The sequence below is a fragment of the Celeribacter marinus genome, from assembly GCF_965656515.1.
GTDB lineage: Bacteria > Pseudomonadota > Alphaproteobacteria > Rhodobacterales > Rhodobacteraceae > Celeribacter > Celeribacter marinus_D.
In genome coordinates, this window is sequence record NZ_CBFHKW010000094.1 from 1 (window position 1) to 4,451 (window position 4,451).

At 55.1% G+C, this 4,451-nt stretch carries 5 protein-coding genes; 1 reads left to right on the top strand and 4 read right to left on the bottom strand.

Annotated features, from left to right (window positions below; genetic code table 11):
- From ACTG34_RS13310 to ccmI, 3 genes are read right to left on the bottom strand one after another with little or no spacing between them, the layout of a single operon-like run.
- Entirely contained in the window at positions 1 to 252 is a 252-nt protein-coding gene (locus tag ACTG34_RS13310) for a DUF1289 domain-containing protein (protein ID WP_439105371.1), read from the bottom strand.
- A 1-nt stretch (position 253) separates the two neighbouring features.
- Positions 254 to 718, bottom strand: coding sequence for a Holliday junction resolvase RuvX (gene ruvX, locus ACTG34_RS13315; RefSeq protein ID WP_439105375.1), 465 nt, complete (start codon positions 716 to 718; stop codon positions 254 to 256).
- A 5-nt stretch (positions 719 to 723) separates the two neighbouring features.
- A complete protein-coding gene (ccmI, locus tag ACTG34_RS13320; RefSeq protein WP_439105372.1) occupies positions 724 to 1,959 on the bottom strand; it encodes a c-type cytochrome biogenesis protein CcmI in 1,236 nt (411 codons plus the stop codon).
- Between the two features lie 497 nt (positions 1,960 to 2,456).
- Here ccmI and ACTG34_RS13325 point away from each other — a divergent pair, with 497 nt between their 5' ends.
- Positions 2,457 to 3,218, top strand: a complete 762-nt coding sequence (locus ACTG34_RS13325; protein ID WP_439105373.1) for an autoinducer binding domain-containing protein — start codon at positions 2,457 to 2,459, stop codon at positions 3,216 to 3,218.
- 426 nt (positions 3,219 to 3,644) lie between these two features.
- Here the strand turns inward: ACTG34_RS13325 and tsf are convergent.
- The coding region (tsf, locus tag ACTG34_RS13330) for a translation elongation factor Ts (protein ID WP_439105374.1) at positions 3,645 to 4,451 on the bottom strand (807 nt) is incomplete at its 5' end.

The following is a 4,451-nucleotide window of genomic DNA, read 5'->3' on the forward strand; positions in this document are numbered from 1 at the left end:
TCAGTCCGGTTTGCGTTTGAGACGCGCCGCACGGCCGCCTTTGCGTTTACCGGTACTAACTTGACGCGTGGGCAGCTCGGCCATAATGGTGCGGCGCGCCTCGGCGCTCAAACTGCCCCATGCGCCAATCTCGTCAATCGAGCGCGCACAGCCCAGACACAGGCGGGTATCGGGATCAATCTGGCACACATTGGTGCAAGGGCTTTCAATTTCGGCCCGCGACCAGACCTTGCGGCTCTCATTGCTGCTCATGTCAAATATTCCGTAAGCGATCTAACGCACCTTGCAAAATCACACTGGCAGCCACTTGGTCGATCTTTTCGGCCCGTTTGGCGCGTGACATATCGGCCTCCAACATGGCGCGCTCTGCCGCGACCGTGGACAGGCGTTCGTCCCAAAAGGTGATCGGCAGGGGGGTGAGTTGCGACAGGTTGCGCGCAAAGGCCCGCGTCTTTTGGCACCTTGGTCCCTCTGATCCGTCCATATTGCGCGGCAGGCCCAATATGATCCCACCGACCTCGCGGGACGACAAAAGGGCGAGCAAACTTTCAGCGTCCACACCGAATTTTTTGCGCCTGATCGTGTCTGTCGGGGTGGCAACCGTCAGCATCCGGTCCGAGATCGCCACGCCGATGGTTTTATCGCCCAAATCCAAGCCCGCGACAGACCGCATTGCGGGCAGGGTGGCCTTAAATGCGCCTATGTCGTCGACTATAATGCCGCTCACTGAACAATGCCCGCTTGAACCGCGCCACCGCGCACGATTGCCATCGCCTCGGGCGTGGCCCCGAAAATCACTTGTGCTTCTTTCCAGATCGCTGTGGCGCGATCCATTTCGCCAAGCATGGCCAGTGAAGAGATCAGGCGCGACCATTCTTCGGCGGTGCCGCCCGAATTGGCCAAGCGCGCCGACAATCCTTCGACCATACCACGGATCATCTCTTGGCGCTCCTGCGGCGTCATATCTGCAGCGTTTTCAATATCTTCAGCGGTCGGTCCATTTAACGCGCCACCGTCCGAAAGCGGGGGGAGGGTGTATTTCACGCCAGCGGCTTGAGCGACCGCCTCGATCTGAGCACGCACAGGCGGCACCCATGGGGCGTCTGGCGCAGAGGAGCTCAACAGACCACTCCAAAGGCGAAATGTCATGTCAGGACGTCCGGTTTGGGCAAACATCAACCCCGAATAATAGATGGCAGGCCCGTTTTGAGGGTCAAGCGAGAGCGCCTTGCTCAAGGCATTTTCTGCCTCGGGCGATACAAAGCCACCTGCGGCCAAAATCATCATGTCCGCGAGATCCGCGTAGTCGTCTGCGGTGGCCGCAGCGGCCTTCAGTCTCACCACCTCTTGTTGTGCGGTATACGCCTCTTTGTAATTGCCCACTACGGCCTCGTTGCGTGCCAAGAGCATGTACCCTTGAAGATCATCGGGGCGTTCAATCAGCGCTGAGCGCAGTTTTTCGAGCAATTCGAGGTGGCGCGCGTCAGGCTCTTGTATGGCCGCAGCCGGACGCGCAGTCGCCTCGGCCTCAATCTGGGCCGGACGATCCGCGCGCGCTTGTGCTGCCATCTCGAAGCGACGCGACAAGGGTAAATCTTCGTAATTGGGCGCTCCCAGATCACTATAGAGCCAAAGACCTGCGCTGATGATAACACCGCCAAGGGCGAGCGCACCAAGCAATGACGCTTTGCCATCACCAGAGTGCGATGCTGGTCGCGCGGCATCAGTCTCAAGCAAGCGCCGCGAAATTTCTAATTTGGCGCGTTTGGCATCTTCGGGCGAAAACACGCCACGCTCGAAATCACGATCAACTTCGGACAATTGATCACGGTAGACACTCATTTCGACATCGGCTTTGGATGTATCGAGCCGACCGAGGCCACGCGCACGGCGAAACGCCAATGCCAAGGGCGCTGCGGCCAAAAGTGCAATCACAAGAGCTATAATCCAGAATGTCATGCCTACGCGTCCGTTAGTTGGGTTTCGTCGACATTGTTTAGCTGTACGCAGGGGTGTGTGAAAGCCCCAATGACGTAGGTGTGACCGTGTGACCCGTCAGGCGCGCGCACGCCGTAGCGGACAGGTGTTTGCATAACGGTGACGTGGGGGTGTGGGGTGAACTGGTGTGCATGTTTAACCACGTATCTCCAAGGGTATTTCGGAACGTAGCGTTAGTCTTATAATCTGTATTATGTAAATTTAAGACATGGCCAGAATGACAAAACTCACACGGCGGCTTGCGGGACCACCTTTAGATGTTGCTCTAAGACAGCGCTTTTAAACAATAATCGAGCATTGGCGCAGTCCTTGTTGAACGGCTTACCACAACGGCGATCAACCCTATGCTCATAAGTTTAGTGACCTACCGCATAAGGTCAGCCCGTGTGAATACCAATGCATAGAATTGACACTCACCCTCAAAAGTGAACACAATTGCCACCCATCGGAGGTTGAACGTGACCATCAAAAACATTCAAACTGTCCTGCGCAATATCGTTGATGCAACATCAGCTGAAACGGCATGGCAACATTTGCTTGAGGCGATACAGGAACGCGGATTTCCATTGGCAATGTACGCCTACACACGTTTTCGCACGGCCAACGGCATGGGCGAAGAAGGCGATCACCTTGTTATGTCGAACTACCCGACTGAGTTCATTAAGGGGTTTGTCCTCGATCAAGAACGGTACAAAGTGGCCCCGATGGCCAAATGGGCCCTTGAAAACAACGGCGTACGATCCTGGCGGTCGATTTCGGAAAACTATCACACCTTCGATGACGCTCAAAAGGAAGTTGTGGCCTTTAACCTTAAACACGGCATGATGGCTGGGTTCACCTTGGGCTTTCGCCCGTCACGGTCCCATGAAAAAGCCGGAATGGGATTTGCCCTTTCGCCATTTGATGACGATCAGGACAAGGCGGATGCGTTGTGGGCGGCGCACGGTGATGATCTCTCTATGATCAGCGAAGTGGCACATTTGCGCATTATGTCACTGCCCCTTCCCCGCCGTGTGTTAACCCCCCGTCAGACCGAAGTTCTGGAATGGGTCGGAAGCGGCAAATCAATTGCGGATGCGGCGGAGATCATCGGCTTGACGCAGCGTACAGTCGAAAAACACCTCCGGCTCGCGCGCGAAGCCCTCGGCGTCCAAACCACAGCCCAAGCGATTCACAAGGCATCTGTGTACAACCAAATCTTCACAGAGCGCCCAAACTAAAGTTTCAAAACACACACGTTAGTATCTTTTTAACCAAAGGTGGGGTTTTCCACACTTTCCAGATTAGTCCAATTCGTGCACTTAAGGCATGTCCCGTGTATGAGGCTAAGCCTCGGGATTGGATGTAGGTCGCGGTCTGGTATTTTTGATCGTTCTACGTTTTGGGTTGCTTGTTAGCCTTCAGGGGGCGGTCATATTGGTCTGATCGTCACCCTCCCATAGTTATCTGGTTGTCGCGTGATCTCATCCCGATATTGCGATGTTTCAGACATAAAAGCGGTGCCCTCGGGTGCCGCTTTTTATTTTTGGGTGCCGTGTGTCTTTGGGTGCCGTGTGTCAGCGTCGTCGAGATCAACGTCTGAGCCACAAAAAAGGCCGACACATCACTGCATCGGCCTTTCGTAGGTCTAAAAAAGAACGCTGGGCTTAGCCCTGCATTGCGGCCACTTCAGCTGCAAAGTTGTCTTCTTCTTTTTCAATGCCTTCGCCAACTTCGAGGCGAACAAAGCTGAGGATCTCAACGCCAGCTTCTGCTGCCGCTTTCTCAACTGTGAGATCTGGATTGATCACGAACGCCTGACCAAGAAGTGTGCTTTCGGCAACGAATTTCTTCATGCGACCGACAATCATGTTCTCGATGATGGCCTCTGGCTTGCCGGATTCGCGAGCGATATCCATTTGAACCTGCTTTTCTTTCTCGACAATGGACGCATCCATGTCTGCTTCGCTCAAGGCCGCAGGGTTTGCTGCCGCAATGTGCATTGCAACCTGTTTGCCAAACGCGGGGTTGTCGCCTTTGAGTGCAACAAGCACGCCGATACGGCCAAGACCGTCAGTCGCCGCGTTGTGGACGTAGGACACAACTGTGTCGCCCTCAACAGTGGCCATGCGGCGCAGGCCCATGTTTTCACCAATCGTCGCGATTTTTGCGGTGATTGTGTCGGCTACGGATTTGCCAGCAACATCAGCCGCAGCGAGTTCTTCGGTTGTCGAAACACCCAAAGCAGCTTGAGCGATGGAGGCAACCATGCCTTGGAATTCGGCGTTTTTCGCAACGAAATCGGTCTCGGAGTTCACTTCGACAGCGACCCCTTTGCCACCTTCAACGGCGACGGCGACAAGGCCCTCGGCGGCGGTACGGCCGGATTTCTTTGCAGCTTTTGCGAGACCCTTTGTGCGCAACCAGTCAACCGCAGCTTCAAATTCGCCGTCGGTTTCGGTCAGCGCTTTTTT